This window comes from Macrococcus brunensis (genome assembly GCF_022343725.1).
Classification (GTDB): Bacteria; Bacillota; Bacilli; order Staphylococcales; family Staphylococcaceae; genus Macrococcus; species Macrococcus brunensis.
Map to the genome: position 1 here is coordinate 1,284,343 of NZ_CP092179.1, position 21,151 is coordinate 1,305,493.

The 21,151-nt window shown below is 41.7% G+C and carries 24 protein-coding genes; 2 read left to right on the forward strand and 22 right to left on the reverse strand.

Features of this window, described 5'->3' with window-relative positions; translation table 11 throughout:
• Positions 1–24: 24 nt before the first annotated feature.
• Entirely contained in the window at positions 25–462 is a 438-nt protein-coding gene (locus MGG13_RS06680; protein ID WP_239034382.1) for a BrxA/BrxB family bacilliredoxin, read from the reverse strand.
• A 70-nt stretch (positions 463–532) separates the two neighbouring features.
• Positions 533–1,627: a Glu/Leu/Phe/Val dehydrogenase dimerization domain-containing protein gene (locus tag MGG13_RS06685; protein WP_239034383.1), complete on the reverse strand. Its 1,095-nt coding sequence runs from the start codon at positions 1,625–1,627 to the stop codon at positions 533–535.
• A 252-nt stretch (positions 1,628–1,879) separates the two neighbouring features.
• Here MGG13_RS06685 and MGG13_RS06690 point away from each other — a divergent pair, with 252 nt between their 5' ends.
• Positions 1,880–2,110, forward strand: a complete 231-nt coding sequence (locus MGG13_RS06690) for a DUF2627 domain-containing protein (RefSeq protein ID WP_239034384.1) — start codon at positions 1,880–1,882, stop codon at positions 2,108–2,110.
• Between the two features lie 6 nt (positions 2,111–2,116).
• Here MGG13_RS06690 and MGG13_RS06695 read toward each other — a convergent pair whose 3' ends face one another.
• From MGG13_RS06695 to MGG13_RS06770, 16 genes are all read right to left on the reverse strand, one after another.
• The gene (locus tag MGG13_RS06695; RefSeq protein ID WP_239034385.1) at positions 2,117–2,821 is read right to left on the reverse strand and encodes a glycerophosphodiester phosphodiesterase family protein; all 705 of its coding nucleotides are present in this window, start codon (positions 2,819–2,821) and stop codon (positions 2,117–2,119) included.
• Between the two features lie 3 nt (positions 2,822–2,824).
• Positions 2,825–3,478, reverse strand: a complete 654-nt coding sequence (locus MGG13_RS06700) for a response regulator (protein WP_165983107.1) — start codon at positions 3,476–3,478, stop codon at positions 2,825–2,827.
• 17 nt (positions 3,479–3,495) lie between these two features.
• Positions 3,496–5,163 (reverse strand): DNA repair protein RecN, encoded by a 1,668-nt coding sequence (recN, locus tag MGG13_RS06705; RefSeq protein ID WP_239034386.1) that lies wholly within the window; start codon positions 5,161–5,163, stop codon positions 3,496–3,498.
• Between the two features lie 15 nt (positions 5,164–5,178).
• Entirely contained in the window at positions 5,179–5,631 is a 453-nt protein-coding gene (ahrC, locus tag MGG13_RS06710; protein ID WP_133431986.1) for a transcriptional regulator AhrC/ArgR, read from the reverse strand.
• A gap of 80 nt (positions 5,632–5,711) precedes the next feature.
• Positions 5,712–6,509, reverse strand: a complete 798-nt coding sequence (locus MGG13_RS06715; RefSeq protein ID WP_239034387.1) for a TlyA family RNA methyltransferase — start codon at positions 6,507–6,509, stop codon at positions 5,712–5,714.
• Positions 6,490–8,376, reverse strand: a complete 1,887-nt coding sequence (gene dxs, locus MGG13_RS06720; protein ID WP_239034388.1) for a 1-deoxy-D-xylulose-5-phosphate synthase — start codon at positions 8,374–8,376, stop codon at positions 6,490–6,492. The genes MGG13_RS06715 and dxs overlap by 20 nt, the downstream gene beginning before the upstream one ends.
• Before the next feature lie 88 nt (positions 8,377–8,464).
• Entirely contained in the window at positions 8,465–9,319 is an 855-nt protein-coding gene (locus MGG13_RS06725; RefSeq protein WP_239034389.1) for a polyprenyl synthetase family protein, read from the reverse strand.
• On the reverse strand, positions 9,316–9,510 hold the full coding sequence (gene xseB, locus MGG13_RS06730) for an exodeoxyribonuclease VII small subunit (RefSeq protein ID WP_133431990.1): 195 nt from the start codon (positions 9,508–9,510) through the stop codon (positions 9,316–9,318). The genes MGG13_RS06725 and xseB overlap by 4 nt, the downstream gene beginning before the upstream one ends.
• Complete coding sequence (gene xseA, locus MGG13_RS06735) at positions 9,503–10,843, reverse strand: exodeoxyribonuclease VII large subunit (RefSeq protein ID WP_239034390.1); 1,341 nt, start codon at positions 10,841–10,843, stop codon at positions 9,503–9,505. Before xseA ends, xseB begins: the two co-directional genes overlap by 8 nt.
• Positions 10,840–11,229: a transcription antitermination factor NusB gene (nusB, locus tag MGG13_RS06740; protein WP_133431992.1), complete on the reverse strand. Its 390-nt coding sequence runs from the start codon at positions 11,227–11,229 to the stop codon at positions 10,840–10,842. The genes xseA and nusB overlap by 4 nt, the downstream gene beginning before the upstream one ends.
• Before the next feature lie 41 nt (positions 11,230–11,270).
• Positions 11,271–11,603 carry an Asp23/Gls24 family envelope stress response protein gene (locus MGG13_RS06745; protein ID WP_133431993.1) on the reverse strand — a complete coding sequence of 111 codons (333 nt, stop codon included), beginning with the start codon at positions 11,601–11,603 and terminating at the stop codon, positions 11,271–11,273.
• Positions 11,604–11,700: 97 nt separating this feature from the next.
• The gene (gene accC / locus MGG13_RS06750) at positions 11,701–13,050 is read right to left on the reverse strand and encodes an acetyl-CoA carboxylase biotin carboxylase subunit (RefSeq protein ID WP_133431994.1); all 1,350 of its coding nucleotides are present in this window, start codon (positions 13,048–13,050) and stop codon (positions 11,701–11,703) included.
• Entirely contained in the window at positions 13,050–13,493 is a 444-nt protein-coding gene (accB, locus tag MGG13_RS06755; RefSeq protein ID WP_133431995.1) for an acetyl-CoA carboxylase biotin carboxyl carrier protein, read from the reverse strand. Before accB ends, accC begins: the two co-directional genes overlap by 1 nt.
• A 112-nt stretch (positions 13,494–13,605) precedes the next feature.
• Positions 13,606–14,163 (reverse strand): elongation factor P, encoded by a 558-nt coding sequence (gene efp / locus MGG13_RS06760; RefSeq protein ID WP_133431996.1) that lies wholly within the window; start codon positions 14,161–14,163, stop codon positions 13,606–13,608.
• Positions 14,164–14,187: 24 nt separating this feature from the next.
• A complete protein-coding gene (locus MGG13_RS06765) occupies positions 14,188–15,237 on the reverse strand; it encodes a M24 family metallopeptidase (RefSeq protein WP_133431997.1) in 1,050 nt (349 codons plus the stop codon).
• A 54-nt stretch (positions 15,238–15,291) separates the two neighbouring features.
• Positions 15,292–16,122 carry a lipoate--protein ligase family protein gene (locus MGG13_RS06770; RefSeq protein ID WP_239034391.1) on the reverse strand — a complete coding sequence of 277 codons (831 nt, stop codon included), beginning with the start codon at positions 16,120–16,122 and terminating at the stop codon, positions 15,292–15,294.
• Positions 16,123–16,216: 94 nt separating this feature from the next.
• Here MGG13_RS06770 and MGG13_RS06775 point away from each other — a divergent pair, with 94 nt between their 5' ends.
• Positions 16,217–16,600, forward strand: coding sequence for a rhodanese-like domain-containing protein (locus tag MGG13_RS06775; protein ID WP_133431999.1), 384 nt, complete (start codon positions 16,217–16,219; stop codon positions 16,598–16,600).
• A 41-nt stretch (positions 16,601–16,641) separates the two neighbouring features.
• Here the strand turns inward: MGG13_RS06775 and gcvPB are convergent, their stop codons facing one another.
• The 4 genes from gcvPB to MGG13_RS06795 form a co-directional block, all read right to left on the reverse strand.
• Positions 16,642–18,111: an aminomethyl-transferring glycine dehydrogenase subunit GcvPB gene (gene gcvPB, locus MGG13_RS06780; protein ID WP_239034392.1), complete on the reverse strand. Its 1,470-nt coding sequence runs from the start codon at positions 18,109–18,111 to the stop codon at positions 16,642–16,644.
• Positions 18,104–19,447: an aminomethyl-transferring glycine dehydrogenase subunit GcvPA gene (gcvPA, locus tag MGG13_RS06785; RefSeq protein WP_239034393.1), complete on the reverse strand. Its 1,344-nt coding sequence runs from the start codon at positions 19,445–19,447 to the stop codon at positions 18,104–18,106. The genes gcvPB and gcvPA overlap by 8 nt, the downstream gene beginning before the upstream one ends.
• Positions 19,448–19,458: 11 nt before the next feature.
• Positions 19,459–20,541, reverse strand: coding sequence for a glycine cleavage system aminomethyltransferase GcvT (gene gcvT, locus MGG13_RS06790; RefSeq protein WP_239034394.1), 1,083 nt, complete (start codon positions 20,539–20,541; stop codon positions 19,459–19,461).
• Between the two features lie 72 nt (positions 20,542–20,613).
• Positions 20,614–21,111, reverse strand: coding sequence for a shikimate kinase (locus tag MGG13_RS06795; protein WP_239034395.1), 498 nt, complete (start codon positions 21,109–21,111; stop codon positions 20,614–20,616).
• Between the last annotated feature and the right edge of the window lie 40 nt (positions 21,112–21,151).

The window sequence follows — 21,151 nt, forward strand, 5'->3', positions numbered from 1 at the left end:
AATAAAGCCAAGGTTTCCCTCGGCTTATCTTTCCTCCCCGTATTCTTCGAATAGGGCTTGAATATTCGTGATAACACTCATTGGATCGTGTCCTTCTATTTCGTGACGCTCAATCATAGAAATGATTTTACCGTCTTTAAGAAGGGCAAATGACGGACTTGATGGTGGATAACCTTCAAAATAGTCACGAGCTGTAGCCGTCGCTTCTTTATCCTGTCCTGCAAATACAGTGACAAGCTGATCAGGTAATTTATCGTAATGAAGCGCATGAGCAGCAGCTGGTCGAGCAATGCCGCCTGCACAGCCACATACAGAGTTAACCATGACAAATGTCGTACCTGGTTTACTGAATGCCTCTTTTACTTCATCTGATGTTTTTAACTGCTGATAACCTGCATTCTCTATTTCCTGTCTTGCAGTATCAACGACTTCGTTCATATAGAGATTAAAATCCATTTCCATACTAAGCACCTCTTCAATTTTTGATACCCTTATCTTACCTAAACTTTGAAGAGATATCTACCATACAGGTTTATCTTCTTGAAATAAGTGAATGTTCATGACGGCTGAATGTACTTCTGACGCGCATCATCTGATCGATACGTTCTTCTGCCATTTTTTCAGCCGCTAAAGCTGTTGAAATATGATCACGTTTCGCTATTTCAAAGATTTTATCCATCTGATTATAGATTTCTTTCACTTTATCTGTCGCACGTTTTTCATTATAGCCATGAAGTTCGTCTGCTACATTGATGACGCCACCGGAATTAGCCACAAAGTCAGGTGCATAGATAATATTTCTGTCGGCAAGCTGAGCACTGTGTTTCTCCATGTCTTTCAGCTGGTTGTTCGCACTGCCACAAACCGCTTTCACTTTTAGCTGAGGAATAGTTTCGTCATTCAGAATACCGCCGAGTGCACACGGGGCAAATATATCTGCTTCAACACCGTAAATCGCATCGGGTTCTACTGCAGTTGCACCAAAGGCATTGACAGCACGGTCAATAGATTCCTGGAAGATGTCCGTCACAATCAGTTCTGCACCTTCTTCATGCAGATATTCACAGAGTTTATAAGAAACGTTCCCTACTCCCTGAACAGTCACTTTCAGACCCTTCAGTGAATCTGTGCCAAATGCTTCTTTAGCTGTACGTTTCATTGCCTGGTAAACGCCGAATGCGGTAACAGGACTCGGGTTGCCTGATGAACCATAGCTTTCAGACAGTCCGACTACAAAGTCTGTTTCCTCGTGAATCGTATCCATATCCGTCACAGAAGTCCCCACATCTTCTGCTGTGATATAACGACCATTTAAGCTTTCAATATATCTGCCAAGTGCTCTGAAAAGTGCTTCAGATTTATCTTTCTTAGGGTCGCCGATGATAACCGTTTTAGCGCCACCTAAATTAAGACCTGCTGCCGCATTTTTATAAGTCATTCCTCGAGCTAAACGCAGAGCATCTTCAATCGCTTCTTCTTCAGATTGATATGGCCACATACGGCAGCCTCCAAGGGCCGGACCAAGCGTTGTATCATGGATGGCGATAATCGCTTTCAGACCGCTTGCTTTATCCTGACAGAATACCACTTGCTCATAATCATACTGCTCTAAAGTTTCAAAAATCATTTTCTTACCCCTTTTCGTAATTTCTCAGTTATTACAATAATATTATTGCATAAAAACTTTAATATTAAAACTATAATTGAATCAGGCTTTAGAAGTGTTTATTATTACCACTTTAAATTAATAAAGCGTTTACATTTAAGTTTATTCTAATCATTACTTTTATTAAATTATATTAAAATAGTAATTAGAAATTTAAAATGATACTTGTTTTTATTTCTCACCCATTCAGTTATAATATGTGCAGGTGATATTATGCAAAAAATTCTAGCGCTTATTGTGCTGATTATACCCATTTATCTTGCTGGTCTCGGCATTAAATGGATGAGAGATGCTGTATTCGGTGTTCTTGTTCCTGAGCTGCACTATATCTGGCTGCAGTTTTTACTGGGTGCTATCTTTTCAGTGCTCGGCATCGCCTTTGTCGGCGGTTATATCCTGCACATGGAAAAGCGAAACAACCGTGTACCTAAAAAAGAGAAGTAACCGAGGTTACTTCTCTTTTTTCAGTTTGAGTGCGAGTTCTACTTCATCTGTAATAATGGCATCTACATCCGACTCCAGCCAGTATTTCAGATCACGCTCCTTGTTCACTGTGTAGATACGTACGGGTATACCATGTGACTGAATGAGTGCGGCATACTCACGCGACGTATAGTTTGTATCTGTATGTATCGCATCAAAAAGATATCGTTCTTTTAACAGCCAGGGCTGGTCAATATATTTAGTATAGAGAAGTGCAGTCTCTATCTCTGGAGCAAGCTGCTTCATCTTCAGAATCGTTTCAGGATGAAAACTTGATATGACGATCCGCGAAGTCTCATAATTTTTGAGTAAATGAGTCAGTTTCTCCTCCAGAATGCCATCAGTGACAGCTTTTATTTCAATATTTAATAGAAGTGAGGTCTCTTTTAAAAGTTCCAGTACTTCAACCAGCTTAGGTACACTTTCTTTTCTGACAGCTTTCGAATACAGCTTAATTTTGCGGATGGCATTGTAATCCATCTCATGGACGAATCCCGCGTGTCCTGCCATGCGTTTGAAATGGTCATCATGAAAGACAACAATCTCACCATCTGACGACAGATGAATATCAAGTTCTATCCCTTCTGCACCGTATTGAATGGCTTTCCTGAATGCCGTCATCGTATTCTCGGTATACTTCGCTCTGTATCCTCTATGTGCAATGATTTTCATGATTTACCTCATCAGATATTCGAGTAATTCACCCGTAGTTGGTCGTACCATTTTTCCTTCTGCCTGCCAGTGCTGCTCAAGACCGTTATTCCATGCTTTTTCGATTGCATGTCTGATCGCTCGTTCAATTGTAGCTTTATTGACATCAAACTTTCGCGCAATCTCAGGATAAAGTTCTCCTGTTAGATGATTAATCTTTGATGGATCCTGCTCAAGTATATTCAGCGCTTCATATATATACTGTGTCCCTTTTAAACGCTGCGCAAAATAGTCCTTTATTAAATCTGAATCTTTCTGTTCTGTCATGCGAAGAATTGTCTGTGCAATCACTTCAAGCTTAACAGGCTTTAACAGGAAGTAATCGCCACCTAGCGTCAATGCTTCATTCAAAATGGATTCCTTGCCAAAAGCGGAGAAGCAAATTACCTTATAAGACCGATCTGCTGGAATGTCATTTTTCAGAAGAGTTAAACCATCAATATTCGGCAGTATAAGATCCAGCAGCAGAACATCAAAATTACCCCTCTGAATTATTTCCTGACCCTGCTGCCCATCATTTGCTACATCGGTCACAATCATCCCCTGTGAAGTCAGATAGCGATGGATACCAGCTGCCAGTTCCTGTGAATCTTCTATTATTGCTACTCGGATTGCCATTTGTCTCATCCTTTATTTTATTCTTTATTCTGAGAGATGAGTTCAGCTGCGTGCTCCAGCGTCAGAGGTGTCACTTCAACGCCAGATATCATACGTGCAACCTCTTTTACTTTGTCATCTCCAGTCAGTTCTGTCACTGTAGTGATCGTTCGATCATCACGCTCATGCTTTTCAATGAAGAGATGATGGTCACTGATTGCCGCTACTTGTGGTAAGTGAGAAATACAGATGACTTGTATATGCTCTGCAATCTGTTTCATCTTTTCAGCCATTTTCTGTGCGACACGACCTGAGACCCCTGTATCTACTTCATCAAACAGAATAGCTGTCTGTCCCCTGTTTTCTGCAAAAATAGTCTTTAAAGCGAGCATGATCCGAGACAGTTCACCACCAGATGCAATCTTTTCCAGACCTTTCAGAGGTTCTCCTTTATTCGGGCTGATCATAAATTCTATTGTCTCAAGCCCTGCTAACGTAGGTTCAGTCTTAGAAAATGCGATCTCGAAATTAGCACTTTTCATCTCCAGATGATGAATTTCATCAAGAATTTTATTACGCAGTTCTAGTGCATCTGTACGGCGTTCTTTTGATAACTGAGACCCTATTTTGAGCACTGCCTGGTACTGGTCTTCTATCTCTTTTTTCAGCTGCGAAGTGCTTTCTTCCAGATTCTCTATCTGATTGATCTCTGTTTCAAGTTCTGCTATTAGAAGAATCAGTTCATCATGGTTTTTCCCATATTTACGTTCGAACTGCTGAATCAGGTTCATTCTTGCTTCCATTTCATTCAGAAGATTTTCGTCGTATTCATTGGATGTCAGTTCATCGTATAGACGGTGCTTGGCATCTTCAAGCAGATAATAGACACTACTTGTTTCTTCCAGCAGAGAGGTGTACTGACCCTTTAGAATCTCATCAATTTCCTTCAGTGACTCATTAAAATCAAAAATCTTATCGATGATATTGTTTTCATCACTTAAATAACTTACTGTTTTCGTCAGTTCATTATTCAATTTCTCAAAGTTACGCAGCCGATTAATATCATCCTTCAGCTGATTGACTTCACCCGCTACAAGTTTAGCCTGCGTCAGCTCGTTATGCTGAAACTTAATTAAATCCAGGCGCTGGAGCAGCGACTCATCTTTTTGTTCGAGTTTTCTCAGCTCTTCTTTCTTTTCCTGATAGATTTTAAACGCTGCTGTGTATTCATCTATTGTCGGCTGATAGCGTCCACCTGAAAACTCATCCAGTAATCGGATATGATATTTAGACTTTAGTAAATGCTGCGTCTCATGCTGGCCATGTATATCAAGCAGCTCCTGCATCACTTGTTTCAGTTCAGTCAACGTGACCGTCTGGCTGTTGATTTTACAGATGCTTTTACCTGTTTTCATGATTTCACGTTTAACAATCATAAAGTCATCCTGCTCAATTTCTTTATCTTCAAGCAGTTGTCTGACATTCGGGTTGTCATCAATATCAAAGACCCCTTCAATGACTGCCTTGTTTTCACCGTGACGAACCAGGTTCTGACTGGCTCTTGCACCAATCAGCATTGAAATAGCATCAATAATAATGGATTTACCGGCACCTGTTTCCCCGCTGAGAACCGTCAGTCCATCTTTGATTTCAATGCTCAGTTCGTCAATGATTGCAAACTGCCTGATGGATAATGTCTGTAGCATAAATTAATCCCCCAACTATAACATATTGAACAATCGTTCAGTGACTACTTTACCGGCTTTCTCATCTCGACAAATAATTAGGCATGTATCATCCCCACAGATGGTACCAAGAATTTCTTCCCATTCAAGTTGATCCAGGATAGCGCCAATGGCCTGTGCATTACCAGGCAAAGTCTTTAAAACGAGTAAATTTGACGTGCCGTCCAGTTTAACGAATGAATCCATTAAATAACGTCCTAGTTTATCTAATGGATGAAATTTACGGTCCTTAGGCAGACTGTATACATATTGTCCACTTGGAGTTGGTATTTTAATCAGCTGAAGCTCCTTGATATCACGTGAAATAGTCGCCTGCGTCACGTTCAGGTTGACTTCATTCAGTTTTTCTACCAGCTCTTCCTGTGTCTCTATCTGCTGGTTAGAGATAATCTCTCTGATTTTAATCTGACGCATCGTTTTATTCGCCATAACGGACCTCCCTGTATATTTATACATTATGTTAGCATATAACTGACTAGTTGCCTAATAAAATAACCGATTAAAATAAATTAATCGGCTGTTTCAATCGTTACTTCTTCTATATCATCCTCATCGATTAGATGGGGTTTATCCTGATGGACCAGATAGATCAAATACTCAATATTTCCGTTAGCACCTTTAATAGGTGATACCGTTAATTTTTCAGCACTGAAGTGATGTTTCCCGGCAAAAGTCATAACCTCTTTTATGACTCTTTTGTGGACCTGTCTATTATGGACAACACCTTTTTCGCCCACTTCTTCTCTATGGGCTTCAAACTGCGGCTTTATGAGTGCAACGACTTCACCGCAAGGCTTTAAAATCGTATGAAGCGTCGGTAAAATCAATGATAACGATATAAAACTGACATCTATCGAAGCAAAGTCAGGTGTCTCAGAGAAACTTTCACTAGTCACAAAGCGGAAATTAGTCTGTTCCATGACGGTCACCCTTGGATCTATCCGCAAGCTATAGGCAAGCTGATTAGTTCCTACATCAATAGCATAACTTTTTCTGACGCCGTTCTGCAGCGCACAATCGGTGAATCCGCCTGTAGAAGACCCGATATCGACATGAATACGGTCCTGTAACTGAAGATTAAATTCACGAATTGCCTTCTCCAGTTTCAGACCTCCTCGACTGACATACCGTTTATCTAACCCTTTGATTCTGATTTTAGCATCAGCGGGATTGATTTTTTCAGCTCCGGAATGAATACGTTCATGCTCATTCAGCACCTTACCCGCCATAATATACCGCCGTGCTTCATCAAGACTCTCAAAGTATTCTCGTTCTACGAGCCATTCATCAATCCTCTGTTTTTTCATTCTGTACCATCTGCTTGATCTCATCGACAAAATGAGCAGTTGTCAGTCCAATCTCCTGAAGTAACAAGTCTACTTCACCTTGCTCAATATATTCATCCTGTATACCCAGTCTTTTTACAGGAAACTCATCACCATTGTCATTGAAATAACTAACAACAAGAGAGCCGAAACCGCCTGTCAGAATGGATTCTTCTACTGTCATGACAGGAATCCCGCGTGCGCTTAACTGATTGAGATATTCAGTATCAAGCGGTTTAATGAAACGTGCATTGACCACTTCGATATTAATACCTTCTTTTAAAAGAATCTCCTGTGCTTCAAGAATCGGCTGGAGTGTCGGCCCAAATGACAGAATCGCTGCGTCCTGACCTTCTCGCAGAACTTCCCACTTGCCGTATGGAACTCCATCAGACTTTTCTGTGACTTCTACTCCCAGCCCGTTACCGCGAGGATAGCGAATGGCAAGTGGACCACTATAGTCATTAAAAGCACTGTAAACCATCTTAGCCGCTTCGTCCTCGTCTTTTGGCATCATAACAGTCATGTTCGGCAGATGGGTCAGAAATGGTATATCAAATACCCCCTGGTGTGTTTCTCCATCAGCACCGACGAGTCCTGAGCGATCAATACCAAAAACAACATGCAGATTCTGACGGTCAATATCATGGAGAACCTGGTCATAGGCACGCTGCATAAATGTCGAATAGATGGCGACATAAGGCAGCATCCCGTTAGCAGCAAGCCCCCCTGCCATTGTCACAGCATGCTGTTCGGCAATTCCGACATCAAAGAACTGATCTGGTAATTGCTGCTGAAACTTCGTCAGTTTACTGCCTACTGGCATCGCAGGTGTAATGGCAACGATTCTTTTATCTTTCTCAGCAAGGGCCATGACATTATCACTCATCAGCTGGCTCCAGCTCGGTGCAGTGGCATTCCCTTTAATCTGTTCACCTGTATCCAGTTTATATGGCCCAAGTCCATGCCACGTTCCAATCTTATCATTTTCGGCATGTTCATAACCTTTACCTTTTTTAGTGATCACATGAATCAGGACAGGACCATTGATACGTTTAGATGTTTCAATTGCTTCGCCAAGTTCCCGGAAGCTGTGGCCGTCAACGGGACCGATATATTTGATGCCCAGTTCCTCAAAAAAGACACCTGAGACAACTAAATATTTCAGGCTGTCTTTAATCCGGTCTGCGGAATCACGAAGTTTATGGCCGCCCGGCAGCTTGCTCAGGAAGCCGTCGATGTCCACTTTAGCACGATTATAATTCTGATTGGTACGAAGACGTCCGAACATATTATGCATAGCACCGACGTTTGGCGCAATACTCATTTCGTTATCATTCAGAATGATCGTCATATTGGTTTTATCGTGACCGATATGGTTGAGTGCTTCAAGCGCCATACCACCAGTCAGTGCACCGTCGCCGATAATAGGGACGACGTGATAAGACTCACCCATAATATCACGTGCCTTCGCCATCCCCATCGCAGCCGATAATGATGTCGAGCTATGGCCAGCCTCCCAAACATCATGTTCACTTTCTGAACGTTTAGGAAACCCGCTTAAACCATTATGCTGTCTCAACTGATCAAACTGGTCTGCCCGGCCGGTCAAAATTTTGTGGATATAAGCCTGGTGCCCGACATCGAAAATCAGTTTGTCTTTCGGACTGTCAAAATGTTTATGCAGTGCAAGTGTCAACTCAACAACCCCCAGGTTTGCACCTATATGTCCACCAGTTACTGCACATTTTTCTATTAAAAATTTTCTAATTTCTTTACTTAACTGGATTAGCTCCTCGTCTGACAGACTTTTAATATCTGATGGAGTCTTAATTTTGCCAACATCCATGAGTTTTCCACCTACAGTCTCATTTATTAATTAAGTTTTATTATAGCATTGTCAGCCATAATGAACAAAAAAGCCATAACGGCTTTTTTTAGTTTTCACGTGATGTGATATAGTGAAGCAGATCAAGAAGAGATGCATTTCCATCAGATAGTTCATGAATCATCTGTTCTGTTTCAGTGACCATCTCCTGCATCGCTTCTTTTGCACCTGTCAAACCGAGTAGTGAGACATATGTGGATTTATCTTTTGAAACATCGCTGCCGGCAGATTTACCCATCTTCTCAAAGCTGCCTTCAACGTCCAAAATATCGTCTTTAATCTGAAAGATCAGACCAAAATTTCCGCCTATCTTGACCAGCTTCTGGATCACAGCATCAGATTGATCTGCAATAATGCCTGCACATTCGAAACAGGCCCGTATTAAATCACCTGTCTTATGACGATGGACAGTCTTCAGCTCATCAATGGTCAGCTCTTTATCTTCTGCAACCATATCGAGCATCTGGCCGCCGACCATTCCTCTGCTACCTGCCGCACCTGAAACCACTGTAATCAGTTTCATGCGCTGCTCTGCTGTCAGACTGTCATCCCCGCTGATTTGATGAAAACTATCAGTCAGTAATCCATCTCCCGCCAGAATAGCAACCGCTTCGCCGAATACTTTATGATTCGTCAGCTTGCCTCGTCTGTAATCATCATCATCCATCGCCGGCAGATCATCATGAATCAGGGAATATGTGTGTATCATCTCAATAGCTGCTGCTGTTTTTAGTCCTTTGTCAGCAGGAACCCCAAACAATTCAAGCGTTGAAAAAAGAAGCACTGGTCTGATGCGTTTACCGCCTGCAAGTAATGAATAGGTCATCGAGTCATCTAAAACCTGGCTGACTGGCTGGTGGTATAAACCTGACAGATACTGTTCTACCTGTTCTTTAGCTGTCATTCTGCTTCCTCTGCTGAACTTAACTGATTGATTTTCTTCTCTGCCTGAACCAGCTGTTCCTGACAGGCTTTTGATAACGCTACACCTTTTTCATACAGTTCGATAGACTCTTCAAGAGAGACTTGATCATTATCCAGTTTATTGACGATGGACTCCAGTTCTGTCATCATCGTTTCAAAATTTTTAGCCATGCGTATTCTCCTTTACTGAATTCACAGTTGCCTCAGCCGTACCGTCTGACAGCTGGATATGTATTTTTTCATTTGTTCTAAGCTCATCGATGTGACTGACAATCCCTTCCTTGTTACGGACAATACTATAGCCGCGCTCCAGTATACCTGTCGGATTGAGGCTGCTGAGAAGACGGGACTGCAGATCCAGCTGATGTGCCGCTCTGCTAATTTTCTGGTTAAGCATCTGATTCATCTGCAGACTCAGTTCTTTTTCTTGTGAACGGAACAGCTGCAGCTTATGACTCAGACGGTCAGGCGTCAACTTGACTTCAAGACGTATAAATCGTTCACGGTGAAGACTGAAACGATGCTTGAGCAGATACTGCAGTTTTTGCTCTGTTTCATCTATCCGCTGCTGTTTCTGTTCAATCATCATCAATGGATTTCTGAATAAAGGATGATTCTGAAAACGAGACAGTCTTTCATTCTGGAATCGTACATGCTGCGTTAGACGCTGATTCAGGAAAAGATCAGTTGACTTCAGCTGCTGCATCAGGTCCATCTGGTCGGGTGTCGCCATTACAGCTGCTCCTGTGGGTGTCGGTGCTCGCATGTCAGCGACGTAATCACTGAGTGTCGTATCAGTTTCATGACCCACAGCTGAAATAATAGGTGTCTTCGCCTGAAAAATGGCTTCAACTACTTCTTTTTCATTGAATGCCCATAAATCTTCAATCGAGCCGCCACCACGTCCAACGATGATGACATCTACACCAAGATCATCGGCCTGTCTGATATTTTTGACGATATCACTCGCAGCGCCGTTACCCTGAACGAGAGTAGAAATATAATGCACTTCAGCAAGCGGATAGCGTCTTTTAAGCGTTGTTTCAATGTCTCGCACTGCGGCACCAGTCGATGCGGTCAGCACGGCAATCGCAGATGGATATTTAGGGAGCTTCTTTTTGTGCGCCTCTGCAAAATAACCTTTCTGCTTAAACTCTTTTTTCAATGCTTCCAGTTTTTCATACAGCTGGCCGACACCGTCCAGTGACATACTGTCCGCATATAACTGATAGCTGCCTCTGCTTTCGTATACAGAAACGCGCCCAGTAATCAGAACACCGTCTCCTTCTTTAGGTGTAAAATTCAGACGGGTTGAATCACGCTTAAACATCATGCCGTTCATCACTGCACTGCCGTCTTTCAGGGCAAAATAAAGGTGGCCGCTTGAATGATGCTTAACATTAGACAGCTCACCTTTAATATAGACCTTCTCCAGATAAGGGTCGCGGTCAAATTTTGCTTTAATGTACTGCGTCAGAGCACCTATAGAGAGATACTGCGTCATTGTTTTTGCTTGATGACTTCACTCAGAACACCGTTAATAAATTTATAGCTGTCATCGTCTCCATATTCCTTGGATAAGTTAACTGCTTCGTTGACGGCCACTTTATCAGGTACATCTGTATAAAGCAGCTCATAGACAGCAAGGCGCAGCAGGACGCGGTCAATTTTAGTCAGTCGTTCTAAGGTCCACTGCTTAAGATGCGGTCTAATCGCTTCATCAATGGCATCCTGGTTATTTTTAACGCCTTCCACCAGTTCATCCATAAACTGATCCTGTTCATTCGCTTCAAGAATAAAGCGCTTGGCATCAGACGCCTCTATCGGCTCTTTTGTCTCCATCTGAAATAGTACTTTTACTGCATGTTCTCTCGATTCTTTACGACTCATAGGTAATCTCCTTCAAAAATTCAGAGGATGCAAGCATCCTCTTAGTCATTAAATTTTATATTGATGATATGGATATTGATTTCTTTAGGGGTAAGTGCTGTCATATTAGTCAGAGCGTTCTTAATATTCTGCTGAACTTGTTTGGCAGTAGCAGAAATTTTAGTGCCATAATCAAAGATACAGTATGCATCGATATAAATATCACTCTCTTTAACTACCACATTGACACCTTTGGCATTTTTTACGCCGAGCTTATCCAGTGATTTATTTCTCTGTGCAAGTGAGACACCTTTTACTTCACTGATCGCGATCTCAGTAATGACTTCAATGACATTAGGCGCGATTTCCACTGTTCCTAAATTCTGTTTAGACATAGCTTATGCCTCCCATCATATAATATGTTTATCATACCATTATTTTGCCGTTATTTTAACTGAAAAAGCAAAGAAAGAAGCCCGGGGGCTTCTTTCTTTATTCGATGTTCAGTTTATTCTCATTCAGGAAGTCTGTACTATATTCTGAACTTCTGAAGACAGGATGCTTGAGGAGCGCCTGATGAAAAGGAATGGTCGTATAGATACCCATGATGATATATTCATCCAGTGCGCGCAGTGCACATTGGATCGCTTCTTCACGCGTAGGCTGGTGAACGATGAGTTTCGCAACCATGGAGTCATAATAAGGTGGAATCGTGTAACCGTTATAACACGCTGAGTCAACACGAACGCCGTAGCCACCTGGCACTAAGTACTGCGTGATTTCACCGGCTGATGGCATAAAGTTTTTCACAGGATTTTCTGCATTGATTCTGAGTTCAATTGCATGCCCAGTAAACTGAACGTCTTCCTGCTGAAGCGTCAGTGGTTCACCCGCAGCAATCCTGATCTGCCACTTCACTAAGTCACAGCTTGTCACCATCTCTGTAACTGGATGTTCGACCTGAATACGGGTGTTCATCTCCATAAAATAGAACTGATCGCTATCCAGGTCATAGATGAACTCAATCGTACCTGCACTTTCATAGCCTACGACCTGTGCCGCTCTGACTGCTGCAGCTCCCATTTCAGCTCTTGTCTCACTCGTGATGGCAGGACTTGGGGATTCCTCCACCAGCTTCTGCATACGACGCTGAATCGTACAGTCACGCTCACCCAGGTGAATCGTGTGGCCGAAGCTGTCTGCCAGCACCTGAATCTCAATATGTCTGAAGTTCTCAATGAACTTTTCTATATAAAGGCCTTTGTTACCGAATGAAACTTCCGCTTCCTGCTCGGTCATGCGAAAGCCTGTCTCAAGTTCTTCTTCATTACGAGCGACACGGATTCCTTTACCGCCACCGCCGGCAGTCGCCTTGATGATCACAGGGTAACCGATACGCTCAGCTTCTGCTTTGGCATCTTCTACTGTGTCGACTAGACCGTCACTTCCCGGGACAACCGGTACATTTGCTTTAATCATTTCTTTTTTGGCGATATCCTTGATACCCATTTTATTAATAGCAGCATGTCCTGGACCTATGAACTTAATATTACAGGCCTCACACATCTCTGCAAAGTCAGCATTCTCAGCCAGGAAGCCATAACCTGGATGAATGCCATCACAACCTGTTGAGCTTGCGATTGATAAGATGTTAGGGATATTGAGATAGGAATCTTTAGAGTACTTTGGACCAACGCAATAAGCCTCATCCGCAAGCTGAGCATGAAGTGCTTCACGGTCGGCCTCTGAATAAATAGCGACCGATTGAATGCCCAGTTCTTTTAGGGCACGGATAATTCTGACTGCGATTTCTCCTCTGTTGGCAATGAGTACTTTTCTCATTATTTCACCTTGAAGAGCGGCTGACCATATTCCACCATTTGTCCGTCTTCAACCAGCACTTCAACAATCTCTCCGGCTACTTCAGCCTGAATCTCATTAAACAATTTCATGGCTTCTAAAATGCAGACAACAGAATCTGCTGTGACGTGATCACCTATCTGAACATAAGGTCCTTTATCAGGTGATGGTGACTGATAGAATGTGCCTACCATGGGTGCATTGATGGTCTGAGTTGCTTCCACTGCACTCTGAGTCTCTACTTGCGGCGCTTCTACTGCTATCTCCTGAACCTGCTGAGGTTGAATGGCAGCCGGTGCATATACTTCGCTGCCTTTTGTTTCTTTAAAAAGTTTTACTTTCTGTTCATTATCTTCTATTTCAATTGATGTAAGTGTTGAGTCTTCCAGTACTTTTATCAGTTCTTTAATTTGTTCAAGATTCATAATGTTCTCCTTTGGCAATCAAATTCATGTGCTATCCCTCATTTTACTTCAGTGGTCAGACCAATTCAAGAGAAAATAAAAAACCTCTCATCATGATGAGAGGTCTGATTGATTATCCACGAGAGACGTAAGAACCGTCAGTTGTATTGATGATTAATAAGTCACCTTGGTTAACGAATAAAGGCACATTGAGTGTATAGCCTGTCTCAACTGTAGCAGCTTTAGTCGCACCTTGTGCTGTATCACCTTTGATACCTGGTTCTGTTTCAGTGACTTCAAGTGTCACTGTGTTAGGGAGTTCAACACCCAGAGTTTCTCCCTGGTAGCTTTGAATATGAACTTCCATGTTCTCTTTAAGGAACTTCAGTTCATGTGACAGGTTTGCTTCAGGCAGTTCTGTCTGGTCATATGTTTCAGTGTCCATGAAGACATGAGAATCTCCGCTTGCATAAAGGTACTGCATTCTGCGGTTGTCAATTTGTGCTTTACCGACCTTTTCACCTGCACGGAATGTCTTCTCCTGAATAGCACCTGTACGTAAGTTTCTCAGTTTAGAACGAACAAACGCCGCTCCTTTACCTGGTTTTACGTGCTGGAACTCAAGTACACGCCAGATACCGTTATCTACTTCGATTGTTAAACCTGTTTTAAAATCATTAACTGAAATCATGAGTAATCCTCCTAAATTTGCTTTCTATAAAATAATAAGGTCTTTTGAAGAATGTGTAAAGCGCTTTAGTCCACTTTCAGTCACTAAAACATCATCTTCAATACGAACGCCGCCTAATCCTTCGACGTAGATACCCGGCTCAAGTGTGACGCACATATTAGGTTCAAGCTGCACATCTGAAGCCATGGACAGTCCCGGTCCCTCATGCACCTCGAGTCCGATACCATGGCCAAGTGAATGGCCGAATGCTTCACCATACCCTGCATCTGCAATAATCTGCCTTGCAATTTGATCTGCATCACGGCCCGTCATGCCTGATTGAATCGTTTCAAGTGCAGTCACTTGAGCTTTAAGAACGATATCATAAATCTGACGCATCTCTTCCAGTGGTTCACCTACTGAAAGCGTACGAGTGATATCAGATATATAGCCATTATAGATAGCACCATAGTCCAGTGTAATCATCTCGCCTTGTTCAATCACTTTACTGGACGCCACACCGTGTGGCAGCGCGCCTCTGACCCCTGATGCCACAATGGTATCAAACGAAGAACCGCTGGCACCTTGTTTACGCATAAACATCTCAAGTTCATTGCTGACTTCAAGCTCTGTTTTACCTGCCTGGATAAATGTCTGAATATGTTCATATGCTTGGTCAGCAATATCTGCTGCCTGCTGAATGATTTCGATTTCAAAAGGTTCCTTAACCATACGGATTTTTTCGACTTCTCCAGCGATGTCGACAAGCTCAGTCTGCTGGCTGAGTGCCTGATACTGCTGGAACGTTATCAGGTCTCCTTCAAAACCGGCACTTTTTATATTTCTGTCGTGCAGAACGGTCTTAATCGTATCCAGTAACCCTCCGCTTTGCTTGATAATCGTGAAGTCAGTCTGTTCCGTTGCCTGACTGATATAACGGAAGTCAGTAATCAGTAAGTTTTCTTCTCTAGTCATCACAAGTGCACCACTTGAACCTGTGAATAATGATAAGTAGCGTCTGTTATACGGTGAAAGAATAATGACTGCTTCAATCTTTTTATCAGCGAGCAGTTGTTGTATTTTATCAAATTTCATATTTATCCCCCATGTCTGAAAATTCTGTCTCATTATATGATAACATACTGGAGGCTAGCGTCTATAGGTCCATTCATCACTCATATACTTATCAGCAATACTGTAGACTTCTTCCAGCTGTTCATTAGTAAGGTCGTAAGGAACGAGTTCGATATTCAGTGCTTTTTCAAAGCCTTTATAAAATGCCTCTTCCATCTCCTCTATTGTCACGTGTCGGTCAGATAAATCATTAATAGCAACCGCTTTATCGCTGAAAGCATGCTGCATTTTTTCCCGCATTCTCGGATTCTGATAGATAAACAGATCGAATAGTTCATCAACATCAATATCCTGTAAAATTGAACCATGCTGCAGGATGACCCCTTTTTGTCTTGTCTGCGCACTTCCTGCTACCTTTCTGCCTTCAACGACCAGTTCATACCAGCTCGGTGCATCAAAACAGACAGAGCTTCTTGGATCCTTCAGTTTGGCACGCTGTTCTTCTGTTCTCGGTATAGCGAATTCAGCGTCGAATCCCAGTGCTCTGAATCCTTCAAGTAAGCCACCTGAAATGACACGATAAGCTTCTGTCACCGTCTGCGGCATATCAGGATGAGATTCCGGCACAACAACAGAATAAGTGAGCTCTTTATCATGCAGAACTCCTCGGCCACCTGTTGTTCTTCTGACGAGACCAATACCATTCGCCTTCACTTTTTCAATATCGATTTCTTTCTTCAATTTCTGGAAATAACCGATAGACAACGTTCTCGGATTCCAGCCGTAGAAGCGGATGACAGGCTGCATTTTGCCTTCTGACACCCAGTTCAACAATGCTTCATCTAAAGCCATATTGAAATATGGATTTTGTCTTTTTGTATTGATAAACAACCACTTTTCAGTCATAAAACCATCCTTATTGTAAATAGAGTAAATTAACTTTGAAATACGTGATATTAATCTTTATAATGATATTATGCTATTTTGAGGAGGAAACAGAATGACAGTATGGATTATTCTTGGAATCATCCTTCTTGCACTTATCATCTATATCGCGATTAGTTACAATATCAATCGTAAATCTGTTACAGAACTAAGTCAAGATGACTTTCAGGCAGGGCTTCGCCGTGCTCAAGTTATCGATTTACGTGAAAAAGCAGATTATGAATACGGTCATATCATAGGTGCGAGAAATATTCCAATGAGCATTTTCCGGACACGTATGCTTGGCCTGCGTAAAGATCAGCCGATTTATTTCATCGATAAAAATGGTGTCTCAAGCTACCGTGCAGCACGCATGCTGAAAAAGAACGGCTATGAACATCTTTTCATGTTAAAAGGCGGCTATAAGGAATGGAAAGGCAGAATTAAATCGAAGAACTAAAAAAAAACTTCAATCCCTGATGTGGGATTGAAGTTTTTTTGTTACTTCTCGACTGTGCCTTCAAAACGAAGAACAGGTTTACGAGCAGCTGTTGTTTCATCTAAACGTCCGATGATTGTGTGATGTGGCGCTTCTAAAACAATATCTGGATTCTCTTCTGCTTCTTTAGCAATCTGAATCATTGTGTCACAGAATTTATCGAGTGTTTCTTTAGATTCTGTTTCAGTCGGTTCAATCATCATACATTCCTCGACGTTAAGCGGGAAGTAAATTGTTGGTGGATGGAAGTTGAAGTCAAGCAGTCTCTTCGCCATGTCTAAAGTACGGACACCGAGTTTTTTCTGTCTCACACCACTGATGACGAATTCGTGTTTACAATGTCTGTCATATGGCAGTTCGAAGTAAGGCTGAAGACGACGCATCATGTAGTTTGCGTTCAGTACAGCAGTCTCTGAAACTTCTTTCAGGCCATCTGGACCCATTGTACGGATATACGTATAAGCACGTAAGTAAATACCGAAGTTACCATAGAATGGTTTAACACGTCCGATAGATTGTGGACGGTCGTAATCAAATTTAAATGTATCGTTTTCTTTAACGATGTGTGGTTTTGGCAGGAACGGAATAAGATCCGCTTTCACACCAACAGGACCAGAACCTGGACCGCCACCACCGTGTGGACCCGTGAATGTTTTGTGTAAGTTTAAGTGAACAGCGTCAAAGCCCATGTCGCCAGGACGTACTTTACTCATAATGGCATTTAAGTTTGCCCCATCATAGTATAATTTACCGCCGGCCGCATGCACGATTTCACGGATTTCTAAAATATCTTCTTCAAAAAGACCTAATGTGTTCGGGTTTGTCAGCATGATTGCTGCTGTATCAGGACCTACAACGCGTTTTAAGTCTTCGATATCCACTAACCCTTGTTCGTTTGATTTAACAGTGACTGTTTCGAAACCTGCAACTGTTGCTGACGCCGGGTTTGTACCGTGAGCAGAGTCAGGTACGATGACTTTTGTACGCTCGTGATCACCATTTGCTTCGTGGTAAGCTCTGATCATCATCAGGGCTGTCCACTCACCGTGAGCACCCGCAGCAGGCTGAAGTGTTACTTCATCCATACCCGTGATTTCCTTTAAGTGTTCCTGTAAGTCATAGATGACTTCCAGTGAACCTTGAATTGTTTTTTCGTCTTGTAATGGATGTGCCTGAGCAAACCCAGCCATACGCGCTACACGTTCATTGATCTTTGGATTGTATTTCATTGTACAAGAACCAAGTGGATAGAAACCTGTATCAACCCCGTGGTTTTTGTTAGAAAGCTCTGTGTAGTGACGCATTAAGTCAAGTTCAGCAATTTCTGGTAACATTGCTTTTTCTTTACGGATAAACTTACTATCCAGAATATCCTCAACTTTTTTGCCTTCTACTTCAAGAGGTGGTAGTGAATATGCGAAACGATTTTCTTTAGAACGTTCGAAAATTAATGGAGTTGCTCCTTTAAGCATTATAGGCACCTACTTTCTCAATGAATGTATCGATTTCTTCTTTTGTACGAAGCTCTGTAACAGCGATCAGCATATGTCCTTCGTATTTATCATCGATACGACCTAAGTCATAACCACCGATAAATCCTTCTTCAAGGAGCTGCTCATTGATTTCAGGAACTGGCTTGTTGAATTTAACAACGAATTCATTGAATGAAGTGCCAGGTAAGACATTGAATCCAGCTTCAATCATTTTGTCTTTCATATAGTTCGCTTTATAAAGGTTCTGTTCAGCCATTTCAACGACACCATTTTTACCTAATGCACTCATCGCAACAGAAGCAGCAAGGGCATTCAGCGCCTGGTTAGAACAGATATTTGAAGTCGCTTTATCACGACGGATATGCTGTTCACGAGCTTGCAGTGTTAACACGAAACCACGTTGACCTTCGTCGTCATGTGTCTGACCGACTAAACGACCTGGCATTTTACGAGTTAACGCTTTTGTTGCAGCGAAGTAACCACAGTGTGGTCCACCTAACTGAGCAGGGATCCCAAATACTTGTGCATCACCTACAACGATATCAGCACCAAATTCACCTGGAGGTGTTAATAAGCCAAGCGCTAATGGATTACTTGATACAACGAATAACGCTTTAGTGCCTTCAGTAAATGACTTGATTGCTTCTAAGTCTTCAATGCTACCGAAGAAGTTCGGATATTGAACCATCACACAAGCTGTATCCGCATCGATTGCAGCTTTAAGTGCATCTAAATCTGTTACAGTATCTTTTACATCGATTTCAACGACTTCTAAATTTTGACCTTTAGCATATGTCTGAAGAACTGCACGTGACTCATCGTTTACCGCTTTAGATACAACGATTTTCTTTTTGCGAGTATGACCGCAAGCAAGCATTGCCGCTTCAGCGAAAGAAGTTCCGCCATCATACATAGAAGAGTTAGCAACGTCCATTCCAGTCAGTTCAGAAATCATTGTCTGGAATTCAAAGATAGCTTGTAATTCACCTTGAGAAATTTCAGGCTGATAAGGTGTATAAGCTGTGTAAAATTCTGAACGAGAAATTACATGGTCAACCACGATTGGCATGTAGTGATCATAAACACCTGCACCTAAGAATGATGCATGAGTTTCACTTGTAATATTTTTATTAGCAAGTGCAGACAGTTCTCTTAAAAGAGCTGTCTCTGATTTTCTTTCTCTAATATCAAGTGGACGATCGAAACGAACTTTTTCCGGGATATCAGCAAATAATTCATCAATTGACTGAATGCCGATTGTCTCTAACATTTCCTGCTTATCAGTTTCAGTTAATGGAATATAACGATGGCTCATAATCTCTCTCCTTAGTTTTTATGGAATGGTGTTTTTACGACTTTAGCGGGTACTTTATTTTTTCTGACTTGAACATACACTTCGTTACCGATTTCAGTTTCCTTGATATCGATTAAAGCTAATGCGATTGAACGGCCAGATGAAGGTGATTGAGTACCACTTGTCACGTAACCAATTTTCTCGTCATTTTTATTGAAGACTTCATAGTCTGTACGTGCAATACCACGTTCTAATAATTCAAGACCTGCAGAGCGACGTGCTGGACCATCTTCTTTTTGTTTAGCGATGATGTCACGGCCAATAAAGTCTCCTTTTTGTAACTTAACACTGAAGCCCATTTTTGCTTCAATTGGAGAAATGTTTGGCGTGATATCCTGACCGTGTAATGGAAGAGCAGCTTCTAAACGTAATGTATCACGAGCCCCTAAACCACAAGGAACTACTCCAGCTTCAAGTAATCCATTCCAGATATCTACTGTGTCTTGTGCATAACAATAGATTTCATAACCATGCTCACCTGTGTAACCAGATTGTGAAAGAATGACTGTTTTACCGAATAACTCAACGTCCTGGATGAAACCGAACATTTTAAGTTCACTGATGTCTACAGTAACGAGTTTTTCCATTAATTCTTTAGCTTTAGGACCTTGTACAGCGATCTGACCATATTCACTTGAGACGTTCTTCACTTCTACGCCATCAATTTTGTGGTCTGTTAACCATTTATAGTCGATGTCAGTGTTTCCTGCATTGACAACTAATAAATATTTATTATCTTCTAACTGATAAACAACAAGATCGTCAACTACGCCACCTTGTTCATTTGTCATCATTGCATAAATAGCTTGAGACTGAGTGACTTTAGAGATGTCATTTGTCAGGACGTACTGCAGATAATCTAATGCTTTTTCGCCTTCAACTATAATCTCGCCCATGTGACTGACATCAAACATGCCGACATTTTCACGTACAGCAATATGTTCTTCTTTAATACTGGAGAATTGAACAGGCAGTGCCCAGCCAGAAAAATCAATTACTTTAGCACCATCTTCTATATATTTGTCATACAAAGGGGTTTTCTTAAGTTCTGTCATTGTTTCTCCTCCATTAAATGAAATTATCTTATTATTACTAATAAGACATACAGTTAAATTGTAATAAAGTGACTATAACGATGCAAGACTATCCATAATCTCTCTTACACAATCATCGACACATCTACTAGAATCTACTTGCATGAATGCGATTTCATTATATCGTGAAACTCTCCTGTTGTACAACTCTTTAATTTGTAAAAATGTCCGGCCATTTGCGTTCGGCCGACTTTCATCATCTGTTATTCTTGAATATAATTCTTGTATATCTGTATCCAGCCAGATGTTCACTTGATTCATTTTTAGCATATGTATGTTTTCAGGAGTTTCAATGACTCCTCCCCCTGTAGCCAGTACAGCATCCTGACTCAGACATTCTTTCAGTGCACAGACTTCAAGCTGTCTGAATTTCTCCTGCCCTTCAGTTTTAAATATTTCAGCAATGCTGCGGCCGTCTTTTTCTACTATATAACTGTCGAGATCAATAAAAGGCTTGTCTAATATTTGAGCAAGTCTTTTACCAATCGTTGTTTTTCCTGCGCCCATAAACCCCACTAGTACAATCGTCATTTATTCACTCCTGATTTCTGATATGATTTCCTGATAATAA

Excerpts from the sequence above, each read along its gene's own strand:
- MGG13_RS06680 (WP_239034382.1), bottom strand. The coding sequence starts at position 462 with ATGGAAATGGATTTTAATCTCTATATGAACGAAGTCGTTGATACTGCA.
- MGG13_RS06685 (WP_239034383.1), bottom strand. The coding sequence starts at position 1,627 with ATGATTTTTGAAACTTTAGAGCAGTATGATTATGAGCAAGTGGTATTC.
- MGG13_RS06690 (WP_239034384.1), top strand. The coding sequence starts at position 1,880 with ATGCAAAAAATTCTAGCGCTTATTGTGCTGATTATACCCATTTATCTT.
- MGG13_RS06695 (WP_239034385.1), bottom strand. The coding sequence starts at position 2,821 with ATGAAAATCATTGCACATAGAGGATACAGAGCGAAGTATACCGAGAAT.
- MGG13_RS06700 (WP_165983107.1), bottom strand. The coding sequence starts at position 3,478 with ATGGCAATCCGAGTAGCAATAATAGAAGATTCACAGGAACTGGCAGCT.
- recN (WP_239034386.1), bottom strand. The coding sequence starts at position 5,163 with ATGCTACAGACATTATCCATCAGGCAGTTTGCAATCATTGACGAACTG.
- ahrC (WP_133431986.1), bottom strand. The coding sequence starts at position 5,631 with ATGGCGAATAAAACGATGCGTCAGATTAAAATCAGAGAGATTATCTCT.
- MGG13_RS06715 (WP_239034387.1), bottom strand. The coding sequence starts at position 6,509 with ATGAAAAAACAGAGGATTGATGAATGGCTCGTAGAACGAGAATACTTT.
- dxs (WP_239034388.1), bottom strand. The coding sequence starts at position 8,376 with ATGGATGTTGGCAAAATTAAGACTCCATCAGATATTAAAAGTCTGTCA.
- MGG13_RS06725 (WP_239034389.1), bottom strand. The coding sequence starts at position 9,319 with ATGACAGCTAAAGAACAGGTAGAACAGTATCTGTCAGGTTTATACCAC.
- xseB (WP_133431990.1), bottom strand. The coding sequence starts at position 9,510 with ATGGCTAAAAATTTTGAAACGATGATGACAGAACTGGAGTCCATCGTC.
- xseA (WP_239034390.1), bottom strand. The coding sequence starts at position 10,843 with ATGACGCAGTATCTCTCTATAGGTGCTCTGACGCAGTACATTAAAGCA.
- nusB (WP_133431992.1), bottom strand. The coding sequence starts at position 11,229 with ATGAGTCGTAAAGAATCGAGAGAACATGCAGTAAAAGTACTATTTCAG.
- MGG13_RS06745 (WP_133431993.1), bottom strand. The coding sequence starts at position 11,603 with ATGTCTAAACAGAATTTAGGAACAGTGGAAATCGCGCCTAATGTCATT.
- accC (WP_133431994.1), bottom strand. The coding sequence starts at position 13,050 with ATGAGAAAAGTACTCATTGCCAACAGAGGAGAAATCGCAGTCAGAATT.
- accB (WP_133431995.1), bottom strand. The coding sequence starts at position 13,493 with ATGAATCTTGAACAAATTAAAGAACTGATAAAAGTACTGGAAGACTCA.
- efp (WP_133431996.1), bottom strand. The coding sequence starts at position 14,163 with ATGATTTCAGTTAATGATTTTAAAACAGGTTTAACAATCGAAGTAGAT.
- MGG13_RS06765 (WP_133431997.1), bottom strand. The coding sequence starts at position 15,237 with ATGAAATTTGATAAAATACAACAACTGCTCGCTGATAAAAAGATTGAA.
- MGG13_RS06770 (WP_239034391.1), bottom strand. The coding sequence starts at position 16,122 with ATGACTGAAAAGTGGTTGTTTATCAATACAAAAAGACAAAATCCATAT.
- MGG13_RS06775 (WP_133431999.1), top strand. The coding sequence starts at position 16,217 with ATGACAGTATGGATTATTCTTGGAATCATCCTTCTTGCACTTATCATC.
- gcvPB (WP_239034392.1), bottom strand. The coding sequence starts at position 18,111 with ATGCTTAAAGGAGCAACTCCATTAATTTTCGAACGTTCTAAAGAAAAT.
- gcvPA (WP_239034393.1), bottom strand. The coding sequence starts at position 19,447 with ATGAGCCATCGTTATATTCCATTAACTGAAACTGATAAGCAGGAAATG.
- gcvT (WP_239034394.1), bottom strand. The coding sequence starts at position 20,541 with ATGACAGAACTTAAGAAAACCCCTTTGTATGACAAATATATAGAAGAT.
- MGG13_RS06795 (WP_239034395.1), bottom strand. The coding sequence starts at position 21,111 with ATGACGATTGTACTAGTGGGGTTTATGGGCGCAGGAAAAACAACGATT.